This window comes from Escherichia sp. MOD1-EC6098 (genome assembly GCF_002965865.1).
In the GTDB taxonomy this organism is placed as follows: domain Bacteria; phylum Pseudomonadota; class Gammaproteobacteria; order Enterobacterales; family Enterobacteriaceae; genus Escherichia; species Escherichia marmotae.
This window is the reverse complement of record NZ_PTSN01000010.1, coordinates 1-17,662: the sequence shown is the minus strand read 5'-3', so window position 1 is coordinate 17,662 and position 17,662 is coordinate 1. Positions and strand designations below refer to the sequence as shown.

Genomic DNA, 17,662 nt, shown 5'->3' with positions numbered 1-17,662 from the left:
AAGATGTTCGGAAAATTAACACTTGATGCAGTCCCGTTCCATGAACCTATCATCATGGTTACGATCGCTGGCATTATTTTGGGAGGTCTGGCGCTCGTTGGCCTGATCACTTACTTCGGTAAGTGGACCTACCTGTGGAAAGAGTGGCTGACCTCTGTCGACCATAAACGCCTTGGTATCATGTATATCATCGTAGCGATTGTGATGCTGCTGCGTGGTTTTGCAGATGCCATTATGATGCGTAGTCAACAGGCACTGGCCTCGGCTGGCGAAGCAGGCTTCCTGCCGCCACACCACTATGATCAAGTTTTCACCGCTCACGGTGTGATTATGATCTTCTTCGTGGCGATGCCTTTCGTTATCGGTCTGATGAACCTGGTGGTTCCGCTGCAAATTGGCGCGCGTGACGTTGCGTTCCCGTTCCTCAACAACTTAAGCTTCTGGTTTACCGTTGTTGGTGTGATTCTGGTTAACGTTTCTCTCGGCGTGGGCGAATTCGCGCAGACTGGCTGGCTGGCCTATCCACCGCTATCGGGAATAGAGTACAGTCCGGGAGTCGGTGTCGATTACTGGATATGGAGTCTCCAGCTATCCGGTATAGGTACGACGCTAACCGGTATTAACTTCTTCGTTACCATTCTGAAGATGCGTGCACCGGGCATGACCATGTTCAAGATGCCGGTATTTACCTGGGCATCACTGTGCGCAAACATTCTGATTATCGCCTCCTTCCCAATTCTGACGGTTACCGTCGCGTTGCTAACCCTGGATCGCTATCTGGGCACCCATTTCTTTACCAACGATATGGGTGGCAACATGATGATGTACATCAACCTGATTTGGGCATGGGGACACCCGGAAGTTTACATCCTGATCCTGCCTGTTTTCGGTGTGTTCTCCGAAATTGCAGCGACCTTCTCGCGTAAACGTCTGTTTGGTTATACCTCGCTGGTATGGGCGACTGTCTGTATTACCGTGCTGTCGTTCATCGTCTGGCTGCACCACTTCTTTACGATGGGTGCGGGCGCGAACGTAAATGCCTTCTTCGGTATCACCACGATGATTATCGCCATTCCGACCGGGGTGAAGATCTTCAACTGGCTGTTCACCATGTATCAGGGTCGCATCGTGTTCCATTCTGCGATGCTGTGGACCATCGGTTTTATCGTCACCTTCTCAGTGGGCGGTATGACTGGCGTGCTGCTGGCAGTACCGGGCGCAGACTTCGTTCTGCATAACAGCCTGTTCCTGATTGCACACTTCCATAACGTTATCATCGGCGGCGTGGTCTTCGGCTGCTTCGCAGGGATGACCTACTGGTGGCCTAAAGCGTTCGGTTTCAAACTGAACGAGACCTGGGGTAAACGCGCGTTCTGGTTCTGGATTATCGGCTTCTTCGTTGCCTTTATGCCGCTGTACGCGCTGGGCTTCATGGGCATGACCCGTCGTTTGAGCCAGCAGATTGACCCGCAGTTCCACACGATGCTGATGATTGCAGCCAGCGGTGCGGTACTGATTGCGCTGGGTATTCTCTGCCTCGTGATTCAGATGTACGTTTCTATTCGTGACCGCGACCAGAACCGTGATCTGACTGGCGACCCGTGGGGTGGCCGCACGCTGGAGTGGGCAACCTCTTCCCCGCCTCCGTTCTATAACTTTGCCGTTGTGCCGCACGTTCACGAGCGTGATGCATTCTGGGAAATGAAAGAGAAAGGCGAAGCGTACAAAAAGCCTGACCACTATGAAGAAATTCATATGCCGAAAAACAGCGGCGCCGGTATCGTCATCGCTGCTTTCTCCACCATCTTCGGTTTCGCCATGATCTGGCATATCTGGTGGCTGGCGATTGTTGGCTTCGCAGGCATGATCATCACCTGGATCGTGAAAAGCTTCGACGAGGACGTGGATTACTACGTGCCGGTGGCAGAAATCGAAAAACTGGAAAATCAGCATTTCGATGAGATTACTAAGGCAGGGCTGAAAAATGGCAACTGATACTTTGACGCACGCGACTGCCCACGCGCACGAACACGGGCACCACGATGCAGGCGGAACCAAAATCTTCGGATTTTGGATCTACCTGATGAGCGACTGCATTCTGTTTTCTATCTTGTTTGCTACCTATGCCGTTCTGGTGAACGGCACCGCAGGCGGCCCGACAGGTAAGGACATTTTCGAACTGCCGTTCGTTCTGGTTGAAACTTTCTTGCTGTTGTTCAGCTCCATCACCTACGGCATGGCGGCTATCGCCATGTACAAAAACAACAAAAGCCAGGTTATCTCCTGGCTGGCGTTGACCTGGTTGTTTGGTGCTGGATTTATCGGGATGGAACTCTATGAATTCCATCACCTGATTGTTAACGACATGGGCCCGGATCGCAGCGGCTTCCTGTCAGCGTTCTTTGCGCTAGTGGGTACGCACGGTCTGCACGTCACTTCCGGTCTTATCTGGATGGCGGTGCTGATGGTGCAAATCGCGCGTCGCGGCCTGACCAGCACTAACCGTACCCGCATCATGTGTCTGAGTCTGTTCTGGCACTTCCTCGATGTGGTGTGGATCTGTGTGTTCACTGTTGTTTATCTGATGGGGGCGATGTAATGAGTCATTCTAACGTGAGCGGCGGCGCGTCCCATGGCAGCGTAAAAACCTACATGACAGGCTTTATCCTGTCGATAATCCTGACGGTGATCCCGTTCTGGATGGTAATGACAGGAACTGCCTCCCCGGCCGTAATTCTGGGAACGATCCTGGCAATGGCAGTGGTACAGGTTCTGGTGCATCTGGTGTGCTTCCTGCACATGAATACCAAATCAGATGAAGGCTGGAACATGACGGCGTTTGTCTTCACCGTGCTAATCATCGCTATTCTGGTTGTAGGCTCCATCTGGATTATGTGGAACCTCAACTACAACATGATGATGCACTAAGAGCGGCGGTTATGATGTTTAAGCAATACCTGCAAGTAACGAAACCAGGCATCATCTTTGGCAACCTGATCTCGGTGATTGGGGGATTCCTGCTGGCCTCAAAGGGCAGCATTGATTATCCCCTGTTTATCTACACGTTGGTTGGGGTGTCACTGGTTGTGGCGTCGGGTTGTGTGTTTAACAACTACATCGACAGGGATATCGACAGAAAGATGGAAAGGACGAAGAACCGGGTGCTGGTTAAAGGCCTGATCTCTCCTGCTGTCTCGCTGGTGTACGCCACCGTGCTGGGTATTGCTGGCTTTATGCTGCTGTGGTTTGGCGCGAATCCGCTGGCCTGCTGGCTGGGGGTAATGGGCTTTGTGGTTTATGTCGGCGTTTATAGCCTGTACATGAAACGCCACTCGGTCTACGGCACGTTGATTGGTTCTCTCTCCGGCGCTGCGCCGCCGGTGATTGGCTATTGTGCAGTGACCGGTGATTTCGATAGTGGCGCAGCGATTCTGCTGGCTATCTTCAGCCTGTGGCAAATGCCTCACTCTTATGCCATCGCCATTTTCCGCTTTAAAGATTATCAGGCGGCAAACATTCCGGTACTGCCGGTAGTGAAAGGCATTTCCGTGGCGAAGAATCACATCACGCTGTACATCATCGCCTTTGCCGTTGCCACACTGATGCTCTCTCTCGGCGGTTACGCAGGGTATAAATATCTGGTGGTCGCCGCGGCAGTTAGCGTCTGGTGGTTAGGTATGGCCCTGCGCGGTTATAAAGTCGCTGATGACAGAATCTGGGCGCGCAAGCTGTTCGGCTTCTCTATCATCGCAATCACTGCCCTCTCGGTAATGATGTCCATTGATTTTATGGTGCCGGACTCACATACGCTGCTGGCTGCCGTCTGGTAACGCAACATCCCTGTTAAAAAAGGTGCTACGGCACCTTTTTTCTTAGCATTAGAAACATATCCCCCACGAAATATTTACTAAAAAATCCGCTTGTTTACCCCATTCGTTTACCGCTTTACACTAGTCGCGAATTTAAAATAGAGGTGGTAATGAACGATTATAAAATGACGCCAGGTGAGCGGCGCGCGACCTGGGGTTTAGGGATCGTATTTTCATTGCGCATGCTGGGCATGTTTATGGTTCTGCCGGTTCTGACCACGTATGGTATGGCTCTGCAAGGCGCCAGCGAAGCGTTGATCGGTATTGCGATTGGCATTTACGGTCTGACTCAGGCCGTTTTTCAGATTCCGTTTGGCCTGCTTTCTGACCGCATTGGTCGCAAGCCATTAATTGTCGGCGGGTTAGCCGTATTTGTCGCCGGTAGCGTTATCGCCGCGCTCTCTGACTCCATCTGGGGAATTATTCTGGGCCGGGCGTTACAAGGTTCCGGTGCAATTGCCGCTGCCGTTATGGCGTTGCTGTCCGATCTCACCCGCGAACAAAACCGTACCAAAGCGATGGCGTTTATCGGCGTTAGCTTTGGCATTACCTTCGCCATTGCGATGGTGCTTGGCCCAATTATCACTCACAAACTTGGGCTACATGCGCTGTTCTGGATGATCGCTATTCTGGCAACGACCGGCATTGCGTTGACCATTTGGGTTGTACCCAACAGCAGCACGCACGTACTTAATCGTGAGTCCGGGATGGTGAAAGGCAGTTTCAGCAAAGTGCTGGCAGAACCGCGACTACTGAAACTCAACTTTGGCATTATGTGTCTGCACATGCTACTGATGTCGACGTTTGTCGCTCTTCCTGGGCAACTTGCTGGCGCGGGTTTTCCGGCAGCGGAACATTGGAAAGTCTATCTGGCAACGATGTTAATCGCCTTTGGCTCTGTCGTGCCTTTCATTATCTACGCTGAAGTTAAGCGTAAGATGAAGCAAGTCTTTGTCTTCTGCGTCGGGCTGATCGTGGTTGCGGAAATCGTGCTGTGGAACGCGCAAACGCAGTTCTGGCAACTGGTGGTCGGCGTGCAGCTTTTCTTTGTGGCGTTTAACCTGATGGAAGCCCTCCTGCCCTCGCTTATCAGTAAAGAGTCGCCAGCAGGTTACAAAGGTACGGCGATGGGCGTTTACTCCACCAGCCAGTTTCTTGGCGTGGCGATTGGCGGTTCGCTCGGCGGCTGGATTGACGGCATGTTTGACGGCCAGGGCGTATTTCTCGCGGGCGCAATGCTGGCAGCAGTGTGGCTGGCAGTCGCCAGTACCATGAAAGAACCGCCGTATGTCAGCAGTTTGCGCATTGAAATCCCGGCGGATATTGCCGCAAACGAGGCGTTAAAAGTGCGTTTACAGGAAACTGCAGGCGTCAAAGAAGTGTTGATTGCAGAAGAAGAACATTCAGCTTACGTGAAAATCGACAGCAAAGTGACGAATCGCTTTGAGGTTGAACAGGCAATTCGTCAGGCATAAAAACGAGGCGAAATTGCCTGATGCGCTATGCTTATCTGGCCTACAAAGTTGCAGCAATCTTTTGAATTCACAAACTTTTGTAGGCCAGAAAAGGCATTCACGCCGCAGCCGGCATGAACAAAGCGTATGTTATCGCGATTAATCGCGGAAGTTTTTGAACTGGAATGGCTGGCCGAGATCGCCACCACGCACCATCGCCATCACTGCCTGCAAATCGTCACGAGATTTACCCGTTACGCGGATCTCATCACCCTGAATTTGCGCCTGCACTTTCAGTTTGCTGTCTTTGATCATCTTGACGATTTTCTTCTGGGTCGCGCTCTCAATGCCTTGCTTCAGTTTCGCTTCCACAAACCAGGTTTTACCGCTATGAACGATATTTTCCGGTACATCCAGCGAGCTGCCTTCAATGCCGCGTTTCAGCAATTTGGCACGCAGAATGTCCAGCAACTGATTGACCTGGAAATCGGACTCGCTCAACACTTTAATGGTTTTGCTGGCATCGTTCAGCTCAAACGACGCTTCAACGTTACGGAAGTCAAAACGAGACTCTACTTCGCGACTCGCGTTATCGACCGCGTTACGCGCTTCCTGAAGATCAACTTCAGAGACAATATCGAAAGATGGCATCTTTTTCTCTCCCTTCATTTTTGATGCGAAGCATAATACCTGCAAAGTTAAATAACAGACAGTCCTGCGCCAGGACGCATCCCTTAATTATGCATGGTCACAACACCATGCACAATTAAGGGATAGCCTTATTGAACACCCGGTGTGGTTGCGGGTGAGGAGGAACAATGAAAATTACCGTATTGGGATGCGGTGCCTTAGGGCAATTATGGCTTACAGCACTTTGCAAACAGGGCCACGAAGTTCAGGGCTGGCTGCGGGTGCCACAACCGTACTGTAGCGTGAATCTGGTTGAAACAGACGGTTCGATATTTAACGAATCTCTGACCGCCAATGATCCAGATTTTCTGGCCACCAGCGATCTGTTACTGGTGACGTTGAAAGCCTGGCAGGTGTCTGATGCCGTCAAAAGTCTGGCATCAACACTACCTGTAACCACGCCAATTTTGCTGATCCACAACGGCATGGGCACCATTGAAGAGTTACAGAACATTGAGCAACCTTTACTGATGGGCACGACCACCCATGCAGCGCGCCGCGACGGCAACGTCATCATTCACGTGGCAAGCGGTATTACTCATATAGGCCCGGCGCGTCAACAGGATGGTGATTACAGCTATCTGGCAGATATTTTGCAAACCGTTTTACCTGACGTCGCCTGGCATAACAATATTCGCGCCGAGCTGTGGCGAAAACTGGCGGTTAACTGTGTGATTAATCCGCTGACTGCCATCTGGAATTGCCCGAATGGCGAATTACGTCATCATCCGCAAGAAATTATGCAGATATGCGAAGAAGTTGCGGCGGTGATTGAACGCGAAGGGCATCATACTTCTGCGGAAGATCTGCGTGATTATGTGATGCAGGTGATTGATGCTACGGCAGAAAACATCTCGTCAATGCTGCAGGATATTCGCGCGTTGCGCCATACAGAAATCGACTATATCAACGGTTTTCTGCTACGTCGTGCCCGCGCGCATGGGATTGCTGTACCGGAAAACACCCGCCTGTTTGAAATGGTAAAAAGAAAGGAGAGTGAATATGAGCGCATCGGCACTGGTTTGCCTCGCCCCTGGTAGTGAAGAGACTGAAGCGGTCACCACTATCGACCTGTTGGTTCGCGGTGGCATTAATGTCACTACTGCCAGCGTCGCCAGCGATGGCAACCTGGCAATTACCTGCTCGCGCGGCGTGAAGCTGCTGGCGGATGCGCCGCTGGTCGAAGTGGCCGATGGCGAATATGACGTGATTGTACTGCCTGGTGGGATCAAAGGTGCAGAGTGTTTTCGTGACAGCACCCTACTGGTCGAAACGGTTAAACAGTTCCACCGTTCCGGGCGTATCGTTGCGGCGATTTGTGCTGTGCCAGCCACGGTGTTGGTGCCGCACGACATCTTCCCGATTGGCAATATGACCGGCTTCCCGACGCTGAAAGATAAAATTCCCGCAGAACAATGGCAAGACAAGCGCGTCGTCTGGGACGCACGCGTAAAATTGCTGACCAGCCAGGGGCCAGGCACGGCTATTGATTTTGGTCTGAAAATTATCGACCTGCTGGTTGGGCGCGAGAAAGCCCATGAAGTCGCATCACAACTGGTGATGGCGGCAGGGATTTATAATTATTACGAGTAATGTCGATGCGGTAAGCGTCGCATCTGGCCAGATGCGACGTAAATACCCATAATTACGGGCGATACACTTTCACATTCTTAAAGCCCTGCTCGCGCAAATAGAGCGCCTGCAAGCGGCTCATCACCCCGCGCTCACACCACAACAGCCAGGTTTTGCTCTGGTCGAGATCGCCAAATTTAGTGCTTAATTTGTAGAACGGCAGAGAAACTACATCGATCCCTTCGACTTTCAGCGGTTTATCTTCCTGTTCATCGATAGAGCGAATATCGAGGATCACGTCATTCGGGCCGAAGCCATTGACGGTTTCCACTTCCACCACTTCCTGCTCGGTCTGCTGGGCGATTTCGCGAATATCAACGTTATTCGCTTCCTCAACCACTTTGTCGAGAATGCTGAAGTCGAACTTCTCTTCTTCCGCTTCAATCTTCGACTTAACCGCTTTCACCGTCGGGCTTTTGGAGATCACGCCGCAATATTCCGGCATCGTGCGGGCAAAGTCTTCAGTGCCAATCTGACGAGCAAGGTTAATGATGTGCTCTTTGTCGTAAGAGATCAGCGGACGCAGGATTAGCGTGTCAGAAACGTTATCAATCAGACGCAGGTTGGTCAGCGTCTGACTGGACACCTGGCCCAACGCCTCGCCGGTCACCAGCGCCTGTACGCCGTAACGCTCAGCCACTTTAGATGCGGCACGCACCATCATACGTTTGAGAATGACGCCCATCTGACCGTCGTCGATTTTCTCAAGAATTTCACCGACTACCGGTTCGAAGTTAATGGCGACAAAACGCACGCGGTGAGAGCTGCCAAAGCGATTCCACAGATAATGTGCCACCTGACGAACACCAATTTCGTGTGCCGCGCCGCCGAGGTTAAAGAAGCAGTAATGCACACGGCAACCGCGGCGCATCAGCATATAACTGGAAACGCCAGAGTCGAAACCACCAGAGATCAGCGACAGCACATCTTCCTGGGTGCCTATCGGGAAACCACCAATACCTTCGTAGCGGCCTTTGATCAGCAGCAGACGATCGTCTTCCACTTCCAGATGGACAGTCACATCCGGGTTAGTCAGCTTCACGCGAGCGGATTCAATATGTTGATTCAAGCCACCGCCGACGTAACGTTCCACATCAATCGAGCTAAAATCGTGCTTACCGCGACGCTTCACGCGTACACAGAAGGTCTTACCTTCCAGTTGGTCACGGTACTGAACCAACGCTTTCTCGAAAATATCGTGCATGTCGGTAAACGGCACGTCTTCGACTTCGAGAATATGGTGGATACCCGGAATGCGGGTCAAAGCGTCGCGAATTGCCAGACGCTGGTTTTCATCTTTCGCGCGAACTTCGATGTTATCCCAGTGACGGACAACTGCGAGCGTCTCATCATAGTGCTTTAAAACGTTACGAATATTCCCGGTAAGGATTTTTATAAAGCGCAAGCGCACAGATTGGCTCTTGATGGTGATTTCCGGGAACAATTTAATGATAAACTTCATGGCGGCAATGGTTCTTTGGCAAGTCTTAAGCGACTTGTTTGGGGAAAAATACAGCAGCCCACACCTGCGGCTGCATCCAGGCGCGGAAGTATACCACTAACATCGCTTTGCTGCGCATATCACCTTACCATTGCGCGTTATTTGCTATTTGCCCTGAGTCCGTTACCATGACGGGGCGTAAAATATTGAGAGTCAGACATTCATTATGCCGAAGAAAAATGAGGCGCCCGCCAGCTTTGAAAAGGCGCTAAGCGAGCTGGAACAGATTGTGACCCGTCTGGAAAGTGGCGACCTGCCGCTGGAAGAGGCACTGAATGAGTTCGAACGTGGCGTGCAGCTTGCACGTCAGGGGCAGGCCAAATTACAACAAGCCGAACAGCGCGTACAGATCCTGCTGTCTGACAACGAAGACGCCTCTCCAACACCTTTTACACCGGACAATGAGTAATGGACTTTCCGCAGCAACTCGAAGCCTGCGTTAAGCAGGCCAACCAGGCGCTGAGCCGTTTTATCGCCCCACTGCCCTTTCAGAACACTCCCGTGGTAGAAACCATGCAGTATGGCGCATTATTAGGTGGTAAGCGCCTGCGACCTTTCCTGGTTTATGCTACTGGTCAAATGCTCGGCGTAAGTCTGAATACTTTGGACGCACCAGCAGCAGCCGTAGAGTGTATCCACGCTTACTCATTAATTCATGATGATCTACCGGCAATGGATGATGACGATTTACGTCGTGGTTTACCCACCTGTCATGTGAAGTTTGGCGAAGCGAACGCCATCCTCGCCGGGGATGCTTTACAAACGTTAGCATTCTCGATTTTAAGCGATGCGGATATGCCAGAAGTTTCAGACCGTGACAGAATCGCGATGATTTCAGAACTGGCAAATGCCAGCGGTATTGCCGGAATGTGTGGCGGCCAGGCGTTAGATTTAGACGCGGAAGGCAAACACGTCCCTCTGGACGCACTTGAACGTATTCATCGTCATAAAACAGGTGCGTTAATTCGTGCCGCCGTTCGTCTTGGTGCGTTAAGCGCCGGAGATAAAGGACGTCATGCCCTGCCAATACTCGACAAGTATGCAGAGAGCATCGGTCTTGCCTTCCAGGTTCAGGATGACATCCTGGATGTGGTGGGAGATACTGCAACGTTGGGTAAACGTCAGGGTGCCGACCAGCAGCTTGGCAAAAGTACTTACCCTGCACTTCTGGGACTTGAGCAAGCCCGGAAGAAAGCCAGAGATCTTATCGACGATGCTCGCCAGTCGCTGAAACAACTGGCTGAACAGTCGCTCGATACCTCGGCACTGGAAGCGCTAGCGGACTACATTATCCAGCGTAATAAATAAACAATAAGTATTAATAGGCCTCTGATGAGTTTTGATATTGCCAAATACCCGACCCTGGCACTGGTCGACTCCACCCAGGAGTTGCGACTGCTACCAAAAGAGAGTTTACCGAAACTCTGCGACGAACTGCGCCGTTATTTACTCGACAGCGTGAGCCGTTCCAGCGGACACTTCGCCTCTGGGCTGGGCACGGTCGAACTGACCGTGGCGCTGCACTATGTCTATAACACTCCATTTGACCAGTTAATCTGGGATGTGGGGCATCAGGCTTATCCGCATAAAATTTTAACCGGACGCCGCGACAAAATCGGTACTATCCGCCAGAAAGGCGGCCTACACCCGTTCCCGTGGCGCGGCGAAAGCGAATATGACGTGTTAAGCGTCGGGCATTCATCAACCTCTATCAGTGCCGGAATCGGTATTGCGGTGGCTGCCGAGAAAGAAGGTAAGGATCGCCGCACCGTCTGCGTAATTGGCGACGGCGCGATTACCGCAGGCATGGCGTTTGAAGCGATGAACCATGCGGGCGATATTCGTCCTGATATGCTGGTGATCCTCAACGACAACGAAATGTCGATTTCCGAAAATGTCGGCGCGCTCAACAACCATCTGGCACAGCTACTTTCCGGTAAACTTTACTCATCACTGCGCGAAGGCGGTAAAAAAGTCTTCTCTGGCGTGCCGCCAATTAAAGAACTGCTCAAACGCACTGAAGAACATATTAAAGGCATGGTAGTGCCTGGCACGCTGTTTGAAGAGCTGGGCTTTAACTACATCGGCCCGGTTGACGGTCACGACGTGCTGGGGCTTATCACCACGCTAAAAAATATGCGCGACCTGAAAGGCCCGCAGTTCCTGCATATCATGACCAAAAAAGGTCGTGGTTATGAACCAGCAGAAAAAGACCCAATCACTTTCCACGCCGTGCCTAAATTTGACCCGTCCAGCGGTTGCCTGCCCAAAAGCAGCGGCGGTCTGCCGAGCTATTCAAAAATCTTTGGCGACTGGTTGTGCGAAACGGCAGCGAAAGACAACAAGCTGATGGCGATTACGCCGGCGATGCGTGAAGGTTCCGGCATGGTCGAGTTTTCACGGAAATTCCCGGATCGCTACTTTGACGTGGCAATCGCTGAGCAACACGCGGTGACTTTTGCCGCTGGTCTGGCGATTGGCGGGTACAAACCGATCGTGGCTATTTACTCCACCTTCCTGCAACGCGCCTACGATCAGGTGCTGCATGACGTCGCAATTCAAAAGCTACCGGTTCTGTTCGCCATCGACCGCGCGGGCATTGTTGGTGCTGATGGTCAAACCCACCAGGGGGCTTTTGATCTCTCCTTCCTGCGCTGCATCCCGGAAATGGTCATTATGACCCCAAGCGATGAAAACGAATGTCGCCAAATGCTTTACACCGGTTACCACTACAACGATGGCCCGTCAGCGGTGCGTTACCCGCGCGGCAATGCAGTTGGCGTGGAACTGACGCCGCTGGAAAAACTGCCGATTGGTAAAGGTATCGTGAAGCGTCGCGGTGAAAAACTGGCGATCCTCAACTTTGGTACTTTGATGCAGGAAGCGGTGAAAGTCGCTGAATCGCTAAATGCTACGCTGGTCGATATGCGTTTTGTGAAGCCGCTTGATGAAGCGTTAATTCTGGAGATGGCCGCCAGCCATGAGGCGCTGGTCACCGTTGAAGAGAACGCCATTATGGGCGGCGCAGGCAGCGGCGTGAACGAAGTATTGATGGCACATCGTAAACCGGTGCCAGTGCTGAATATTGGCCTACCGGACTTCTTTATTCCACAAGGAACGCAGGAAGAAATGCGCGCCGAGCTCGGCCTCGATGCCGCCGGAATGGAAGCCAAAATCAAAGCCTGGCTGGCATAATCCCTACTCCACTCCTGCTATGCTTAAAAGATTGTTCATAGACTCTAAATAATTCGAGTTGCAGGAAGGCGGCAAACGAGTGAAGCCCCAGGAGCTTACATAAGTAAGTGACTGGGGTGAACGACAAATCCGCATGGAGCGGATTTGAACGCTGTTTGCAGCGGCCCTGTTAAGGGTGAGGCCATGGATGGGCCGAATAACTTGCAGCCGCAGCACATGCAACCTGAAGTATGACGAGTATAACGGGAGTGGCAGCATGCAATACAACCTCTTAGGGAAAACCGACCTTCGCGTTTCCCGACTTTGCCTCGGCTGTATGACCTTTGGCGAGCCAGATCGCGGTAATCACGCATGGACGCTGCCGGAAGAAAGCAGTCGCCCAATAATCAAACGCGCCCTTGAGGGCGGCATTAACTTTTTTGATACCGCGAATAGCTATTCCGATGGCAGCAGCGAAGAGATCGTCGGTCGCGCATTGCGGGATTTCGCCCGTCGCGATGACGTGGTCGTCGCGACAAAAGTTTTCCATCGTGTCGGTGACTTACCAGAAGGATTATCCCGCACGCAAATTTTGCGCTCTATTGACGACAGCCTGCGTCGTCTCGGCATGGATTATGTCGATATCCTGCAAATTCATCGCTGGGATTACAACACGCCGATTGAAGAGACGCTTGAAGCCCTGAACGACGTCGTAAAAGCCGGAAAAGCGCGTTATATCGGCGCGTCATCAATGTACGCCTCCCAGTTTGCTCAGGCGTTGGAACTGCAAAAACAGCACGGCTGGGCGCAGTTTGTCAGTATGCAGGATCACTATAATCTGATTTATCGTGAAGAAGAGCGCGAGATGCTGCCGCTGTGTTATCAGGAAGGCGTGGCGGTTATTCCGTGGAGCCCGCTGGCACGGGGCCGTCTGACGCGTCCGTGGGGTGAAACCACTGCACGACTGGTTTCTGACGAAGTGGGAAAAAATCTCTATAAAGAAAGCGATGAGAATGACGCGCAAATAGCTGCCCGTTTAGCCGGTGTAAGTGAAGAACTGGGCGTTACGCGGGCACAAGTTGCACTGGCATGGCTATTGAGCAAACCCGGCATTGCCGCACCGATTATCGGAACTTCGCGGGAAGAACAGCTAGATGAGTTACTGAATGCGGTGGATATCACGTTGAAGCCGGAACAAATTGCCGAGCTGGAAACGCCATATAAACCGCATCCGATAGTGGGATTTAAATAGGTATGCAGGTCTGATAAGACGCGGCAAGCGTCATATCAGACATCGCGCACAACCGCCGGATGCAGCGTGAACGCCTTACCCGGCCTGCTACAGAATACCCATCGGCCAGTGATGGCCGATAAAATAGAGTATTCCAGCGGAAATCACTCCGGCGACAATATCGTCGATCATGATCCCCATGCCACCATGCACATTGCGATCAAACCAGCGGATCGGCCACGGTTTCCACATATCCAGAATCCGGAAAATGACAAACCCGGCAGCGACCCACTGCCAGTCATTGGTCGGCAGCGCCATCAGGGTGATCCACATGCCGATAAACTCATCCCAGACGATACTGCCGTGATCGTGCACACCCATATCTTTCGCCGTCTGATGGCAAAGATAGACGCCGATGCAGATCCCCAGCATTACCACCAGTGAGTAGAGTTGCCAGGGCAAAAAAGTCATCAGATACCAGAAGGGGATCGCCGCCAGCGAGCCCATCGTACCTGGAACAATCGGGCTTAACCCACTCCCAAACCCTGTAGCCAACAAGTGCCACGGGTTACTCATCTTCAGGCGACTTTTCGCGACATCTTTATGGCGTGGCAAAATGGTCATATCCTTTCCAGTCAACCGTGACAGGTTCGCCGTCACGCACAAAACAAAGCCCTTCGATATCGGCGGTCATTTGCCCGATACAAGTAAACGGTACGCCCAGGTGCCCCAGAGCAACATCCAGCGCGCCACGGTTAAGCTCCGGCACAGTAAAGCACAACTCATAATCTTCGCCACCAGAGAGCGCCCAACGCAGCGCCTGTTCCGGTTCAACATGACGTGAAAGTGCGTCAGAGAATGGCAACAATGTCAGATCAATTCGTGCGCCGCAGTCGCTGGCTTTCACGATATGCCCGAGATCGGAGATCAGACCGTCAGAGAGATCGATGGCTGAACTCGCCAGATCGCGCAGTGCCTGCCCCTGTAAAATACGCGGCGATGGGCGGAGATGACGTTTTATTAAATACTCCGCATCTTTAGCATCTGCAACCTGCAAACGGTTTTGCAAAATCGCCAGCCCGGCGGCGCTATCGCCCGGCGTACCGGTCACATAGATCCAGTCACCCGGTTTCGCACCTGAGCGCGTTAAAGCTCGTCCCATCGGGACAAAGCCGTGGATACCCAACGTCATTGATAGCGGTCCACGCGTGGTATCGCCGCCAATGAGCTGCATATCGTAATAATTGAGGAGCTCGAAAAGACTGTCGCTGAAGGATTCAAGCCACGCTTCGTCCACGTTCGGTAAAGTCAATGCCAGCGTCAGCCAGGCTGGATCGGCACCCATCGCCGCCAGATCGCTTAAGTTTACCGCCAGTGCTTTATACGCCAGATCAGCAGGATCGATGTCAGGGAGGAAATGGTTACCCGCCACCAGCGTATCAGTGCTGATTGCCAGGGTCTGTTTCTCGGGGATATTGAGAAGTGCACAATCGTCACCGATGCCAAGTTCGACATCAAGACGAGAGCTTCTTACTCGGTCAAAATAACGGGCAATCAGGGAGAACTCGCCACATGCCATACGTTACGCCTCAGCAGGTAAAAAAGAAAAGGCCGGCGAGTGCGGAACTGTTTTCCGTTACTCTACCGGCCTGGATATCACTTTTTGTTAGGGCGAATCACAGGTGCTGCTTTATCGAGTACACCGTTGACGAACTTATGGCTGTCTTCTGCGCCGAACGATTTCGCCAGCTCGATCGCTTCGTTAATAGCCACTTTGTACGGCACATCGCTACGTTTAGACAGCTCGTACAGTGCAATGCGCAGTACCGCTTTTTCTACCTGGCCCAGCTCTTCCAGCAGGCGAGACAGATATGGCTTCATCAGTCCGTCGAGGTATGCGGTGTTAGTCGCCACCCCGGCCAGCAGCTCACGGAAGTACAGGATGTCAACGTCTTTTACATCCTGTTCAGCCAGGAACTGGTATTCAACATCAGCGATGTCGTTCTGGGACAACTGCCAGGAGTAGAGCGCCTGGACGGCACACTCACGAGCGCGGCGACGAGCAGCAGGTTTCACGGATTTCCCCTTACTAATTTCAGGCCTTGATGGCTTTCAATACATTAATCATTTCAAGCGCGGTCAGTGCAGCTTCTGCACCTTTGTTACCAGCTTTGGTGCCAGCACGTTCGATCGCTTGTTCAATGCTTTCGGTGGTCAACACACCAAAAGCAACCGGAATTTCGCTGTCCTGGGCAACATGCGCCAGGCCGTTGCTTGCACCGCCAGCGACATATTCAAAGTGGGCAGTGCCACCACGAATAACGGTTCCCAACGCAATCACCGCGTCGTATTTACCGGTTTTTGCCAGTGCACCTGCCGCCAGCGGCAGCTCATAGGCACCAGGCACCCAAACAACGGTAATGTTTTCATCTTTTACCTGACCGATACGTTTCAGTGCGTCAATCGCACCTTCCAGCAGGCTGTCATTGATAAAGTTGTTGAAACGCGCAATGGTGATGGCGACGCGAGCGTCCGGGGTAGCAACGTTAGCTTCAATAATGTTCATTTTTTTCCTTCGGGTTCGAGTATGGCCCCGCAGGGGGGCGGATTTTAGCATAATATTTCGTGCGCTGCTTCCCTTTCGAGCCGGGAGATCATGCGCCCACTAAATGCAGGCAAACATCCGGGCCTACATGACGTATCTCTTTGAATTTAAATTGGGGCGCGTCGGCTAATTTCTCAAGCCCCGGCAGCGTACATAATCCGCGGGCGTCGCTGCCTAATAGTTTAGGTGCGATATAGACAATCAGTTCATCGACTAAACCCGCCTGTAGCAGTGCTCCAGCAAGCGTTGGCCCCGCTTCCACCCAGATGCTGTTAATTTGCTGTTTACCCAGTTGCATCATCAGCACAACCAGATCCAGATGACCTTTATGTTCTGGAATCAGCAAGGTGCGCACCGTTTCCGGCCATTCACGAGAATCATCCTGAGTGCGCGCGAACCAGGTTTCACCCGGCTGCTGCACAATGCGATGTTCCGGCGTTACGCGATTTTGGCTATCAATCACAATGCGTACCGGCTGGCGTAGATTTTGTTGCGGATAAAGCGCCTGAGTTTGTTCATCCAGTTCAGACCAACGCACCGTTAAAGCCGGATCGTCCGCCAGCACCGTGGCGCTGCTGGTTAAAATAGCATGACTTTGCGCACGCAAACGCTGAACATCGCGACGCGCCTGGGGTGAAGTGATCCACTGGCTTTCGCCGTTGGCCATCGCCGTGCGGCCATCAAGCGACGCGCCAAGTTTCAGTTGGATATAAGGAAAGCCAGTGCGCATCCGCTTAAGAAAGCCTTTATTCAACGGCTCGGCTTCGCTCATCATCAGGCCGTGGCTGACGTCAATCCCTGCTTGTTGCAGACGATAAAGTCCACGCCCTGCGACCTGCGGGTTAGGATCCTGCATTGCGGCAACCACACGCGCCACGCCAGCAGCAATTAGCGCATCACAGCACGGTGGTGTACGACCATGATGGCTACAAGGTTCGAGTGTCACATACGCAGTTGCACCTTTGGCTTTTTCACCCGCCATGCGCAACGCGTGTACCTCGGCATGTGGTTCACCCGCACGGTGATGATAACCTTCACCGACAATTTCGCCATCTTTGACAATGACGCATCCGACATTCGGATTGGGATGCGTGGTGAAACGTCCTCGTTGCGCCAGCTTTAGCGCCCGCGCCATGTAATACTCATCCTGCACGGTTTAGTCCTCCAGGCGCGCGATCTCTTCGCCAAATTCTTTGATATCTTCGAAACTGCGATAGACAGAGGCAAAACGGATATAGGCGACTTTATCGAGTTTTTTCAATTGCTCCATCACCAGATTGCCAATCATCTTGCTCGGCACCTCGCGCTCACCGGTGGCGCGGAGCTGTGACTTTATATGGTTAATCGCCATTTCGACGTCATCGGAACTTACCGGACGTTTTTCCAGCGCCCGCAGCATTCCGCTACGCAATTTTTCTTCATTAAACGGTTCGCGCACGTCGTTGCTTTTAACAACGCGTGGCATAACCAGTTCCGCCACTTCAAACGTGGTGAAACGTTCATTAC

General features: G+C 52.3%; 19 protein-coding genes. 11 read left to right on the top strand and 8 right to left on the bottom strand.

Features of this window, described 5'->3' with window-relative positions; all coding sequences use genetic code 11:
• The first annotated feature begins 3 nt into the window (after positions 1–3).
• The 5 genes from cyoB (at position 4) to C0K55_RS12185 (ending at position 5,344) form a co-directional block, all read left to right on the top strand.
• Positions 4–1,995 (top strand): cytochrome o ubiquinol oxidase subunit I, encoded by a 1,992-nt coding sequence (gene cyoB / locus C0K55_RS12205; RefSeq protein WP_000467192.1) that lies wholly within the window; start codon positions 4–6, stop codon positions 1,993–1,995.
• Positions 1,985–2,599 (top strand): cytochrome o ubiquinol oxidase subunit III, encoded by a 615-nt coding sequence (locus C0K55_RS12200; RefSeq protein ID WP_000179822.1) that lies wholly within the window; start codon positions 1,985–1,987, stop codon positions 2,597–2,599. Before cyoB ends, C0K55_RS12200 begins: the two co-directional genes overlap by 11 nt.
• The gene (locus C0K55_RS12195) at positions 2,599–2,928 is read left to right on the top strand and encodes a cytochrome o ubiquinol oxidase subunit IV (RefSeq protein WP_000019804.1); all 330 of its coding nucleotides are present in this window, start codon (positions 2,599–2,601) and stop codon (positions 2,926–2,928) included. The genes C0K55_RS12200 and C0K55_RS12195 overlap by 1 nt, the downstream gene beginning before the upstream one ends.
• 11 nt (positions 2,929–2,939) lie before the next feature.
• The gene (gene cyoE, locus C0K55_RS12190; RefSeq protein ID WP_105268949.1) at positions 2,940–3,830 is read left to right on the top strand and encodes a heme o synthase; all 891 of its coding nucleotides are present in this window, start codon (positions 2,940–2,942) and stop codon (positions 3,828–3,830) included.
• A gap of 149 nt (positions 3,831–3,979) precedes the next feature.
• The gene (locus tag C0K55_RS12185; protein ID WP_001000941.1) at positions 3,980–5,344 is read left to right on the top strand and encodes an MFS transporter; all 1,365 of its coding nucleotides are present in this window, start codon (positions 3,980–3,982) and stop codon (positions 5,342–5,344) included.
• 138 nt (positions 5,345–5,482) lie between these two features.
• On the opposite strand, the gene yajQ is transcribed toward C0K55_RS12185, so the two are convergent.
• The gene (gene yajQ, locus C0K55_RS12180; RefSeq protein WP_001138904.1) at positions 5,483–5,974 is read right to left on the bottom strand and encodes a nucleotide binding protein YajQ; all 492 of its coding nucleotides are present in this window, start codon (positions 5,972–5,974) and stop codon (positions 5,483–5,485) included.
• Between the two features lie 167 nt (positions 5,975–6,141).
• Here yajQ and panE point away from each other — a divergent pair, with 167 nt between their 5' ends.
• Together panE and yajL are read left to right on the top strand one after the other, a co-directional pair.
• A complete protein-coding gene (gene panE / locus C0K55_RS12175) occupies positions 6,142–7,053 on the top strand; it encodes a 2-dehydropantoate 2-reductase (RefSeq protein ID WP_000705856.1) in 912 nt (303 codons plus the stop codon).
• On the top strand, positions 7,016–7,606 hold the full coding sequence (yajL, locus tag C0K55_RS12170) for a protein deglycase YajL (RefSeq protein WP_001276331.1): 591 nt from the start codon (positions 7,016–7,018) through the stop codon (positions 7,604–7,606). Before panE ends, yajL begins: the two co-directional genes overlap by 38 nt.
• Before the next feature lie 52 nt (positions 7,607–7,658).
• Here yajL and thiI read toward each other — a convergent pair whose 3' ends face one another.
• A complete protein-coding gene (thiI, locus tag C0K55_RS12165) occupies positions 7,659–9,107 on the bottom strand; it encodes a tRNA uracil 4-sulfurtransferase ThiI (protein WP_000668664.1) in 1,449 nt (482 codons plus the stop codon).
• Between the two features lie 205 nt (positions 9,108–9,312).
• Here thiI and xseB point away from each other — a divergent pair, with 205 nt between their 5' ends.
• The 4 genes from xseB (at position 9,313) to yajO (ending at position 13,572) form a co-directional block, all read left to right on the top strand.
• On the top strand, positions 9,313–9,555 hold the full coding sequence (gene xseB, locus C0K55_RS12160; RefSeq protein ID WP_001124936.1) for an exodeoxyribonuclease VII small subunit: 243 nt from the start codon (positions 9,313–9,315) through the stop codon (positions 9,553–9,555).
• Positions 9,555–10,454: a (2E,6E)-farnesyl diphosphate synthase gene (ispA, locus tag C0K55_RS12155; RefSeq protein WP_000347244.1), complete on the top strand. Its 900-nt coding sequence runs from the start codon at positions 9,555–9,557 to the stop codon at positions 10,452–10,454. Before xseB ends, ispA begins: the two co-directional genes overlap by 1 nt.
• 24 nt (positions 10,455–10,478) lie before the next feature.
• On the top strand, positions 10,479–12,341 hold the full coding sequence (gene dxs, locus C0K55_RS12150; protein WP_000006775.1) for a 1-deoxy-D-xylulose-5-phosphate synthase: 1,863 nt from the start codon (positions 10,479–10,481) through the stop codon (positions 12,339–12,341).
• A gap of 256 nt (positions 12,342–12,597) precedes the next feature.
• Positions 12,598–13,572 (top strand): 1-deoxyxylulose-5-phosphate synthase YajO, encoded by a 975-nt coding sequence (gene yajO / locus C0K55_RS12145; RefSeq protein ID WP_001199769.1) that lies wholly within the window; start codon positions 12,598–12,600, stop codon positions 13,570–13,572.
• Between the two features lie 87 nt (positions 13,573–13,659).
• Here the strand turns inward: yajO and pgpA are convergent, their stop codons facing one another.
• The 6 genes from pgpA to nrdR all read right to left on the bottom strand — a co-directional run.
• Positions 13,660–14,175 (bottom strand): phosphatidylglycerophosphatase A, encoded by a 516-nt coding sequence (gene pgpA / locus C0K55_RS12140; RefSeq protein ID WP_001515886.1) that lies wholly within the window; start codon positions 14,173–14,175, stop codon positions 13,660–13,662.
• Positions 14,153–15,130 carry a thiamine-phosphate kinase gene (thiL, locus tag C0K55_RS12135; RefSeq protein ID WP_001515885.1) on the bottom strand — a complete coding sequence of 326 codons (978 nt, stop codon included), beginning with the start codon at positions 15,128–15,130 and terminating at the stop codon, positions 14,153–14,155. The genes pgpA and thiL overlap by 23 nt, the downstream gene beginning before the upstream one ends.
• Before the next feature lie 77 nt (positions 15,131–15,207).
• Complete coding sequence (nusB, locus tag C0K55_RS12130) at positions 15,208–15,627, bottom strand: transcription antitermination factor NusB (protein WP_000801121.1); 420 nt, start codon at positions 15,625–15,627, stop codon at positions 15,208–15,210.
• Positions 15,628–15,646: 19 nt separating this feature from the next.
• Positions 15,647–16,117 carry a 6,7-dimethyl-8-ribityllumazine synthase gene (gene ribH, locus C0K55_RS12125; RefSeq protein ID WP_001021161.1) on the bottom strand — a complete coding sequence of 157 codons (471 nt, stop codon included), beginning with the start codon at positions 16,115–16,117 and terminating at the stop codon, positions 15,647–15,649.
• An 88-nt stretch (positions 16,118–16,205) separates the two neighbouring features.
• On the bottom strand, positions 16,206–17,309 hold the full coding sequence (gene ribD, locus C0K55_RS12120) for a bifunctional diaminohydroxyphosphoribosylaminopyrimidine deaminase/5-amino-6-(5-phosphoribosylamino)uracil reductase RibD (RefSeq protein WP_001150410.1): 1,104 nt from the start codon (positions 17,307–17,309) through the stop codon (positions 16,206–16,208).
• A gap of 3 nt (positions 17,310–17,312) precedes the next feature.
• Positions 17,313–17,662 (bottom strand): transcriptional regulator NrdR (nrdR, locus tag C0K55_RS12115; RefSeq protein ID WP_097363765.1); only part of this gene is annotated, 350 nt, incomplete at its 5' end.